Here is a 1085-nt window from a genome sequence, read left to right on the forward strand (position 1 = left end):
GTCAAGCCGGCTTGACCACCCCCGTGCTCCTGCGCTTCCCCGACATCCTCAAGAGTCGGGTCGATGCCCTGTTCAACGCCTTTGGTCAGGCCATCGAGAAGTCGGGTTACGAGGGTGACTACCTGTGTGTTTACCCCATCAAGGTGAACCAGCAGCGTCGCGTTATCGAGACCATCAGCTCCGCCTACACCGACAAGCCGCGCCTTGGCCTGGAGGCCGGCTCCAAGCCAGAGCTGCTGGCGGTGCTCTCCCATCATCACGAGCAGGGCTCGGTGATCGTCTGCAATGGCTATAAGGATCGCGAGTACGTGCGCCATGCACTGCTCGGCAACCTGATGGGCCACAAGGTGGTGATCGTCGTTGAGAAGCCCTCCGAGCTGGATCTGGTGCTGGACGAATCCAAGCGTCTCAACATCCGTCCGCACATCGGCGTGCGTGCCAAGCTGGCCTCCACCGGCTCGGGCATGTGGGAGTCAAGCGGTGGGGCCATGTCCAAGTTCGGCCTGAGCGCGACCCAGATCCTCAACCTCATCGAGAAGCTGCGCAGCGTTGGCAAGCTCGATTGCCTCGAGCTGCTGCACTTCCACCTGGGCTCCCAGATCGCCAACATCCGCGATATTCAGGGCGGGGTGCGCGAGTGTGGCCGTTTCTATGCTGAACTGCGCCGTCTGGGCGCCAACGTCAGCATCGTCGACGTCGGTGGCGGTCTTGGTGTGGACTACGAGGGCACCCGCTCGCAGAGCCACTGCTCGGCCAACTACAGCCTGTCTGAGTACGCCAACAACGTGGTGTGGGGCATCGGCGACGTGTGCCGCGAGTTTGACTTGCCGCACCCGACCATCATCAGCGAGTCGGGCCGGGCCCTGACCGCGCACCACGCCGTGCTGGTCACCAATGTGATCGGGGCCGAAGGGGTGAAGATGAACGAGATCGGCGCCCCGGGCGAGGATGAGCCGACCATCTTGCAGAACATGTGGCAGAGCTGGCTGGACCTGCATGAGGACGATCCCTCCTTGCTGGAGATCTTCCACGACTCCCAGGCCGATCTGGCGGACGTCAACGTCCAGTACACCATGGGGCTGCTC

The 1085-nt window shown here is 62.9% G+C and carries 1 pseudogene; it reads left to right on the forward strand.

The features are described from left to right. A pseudogene (gene speA / locus BN1134_RS01560) lies at window positions 1-1085 on the forward strand (biosynthetic arginine decarboxylase); the annotation flags it as partial.

Source organism: Aeromonas simiae (assembly GCF_000820125.1).
In the GTDB taxonomy this organism is placed as follows: Bacteria; Pseudomonadota; Gammaproteobacteria; order Enterobacterales; family Aeromonadaceae; genus Aeromonas; species Aeromonas simiae.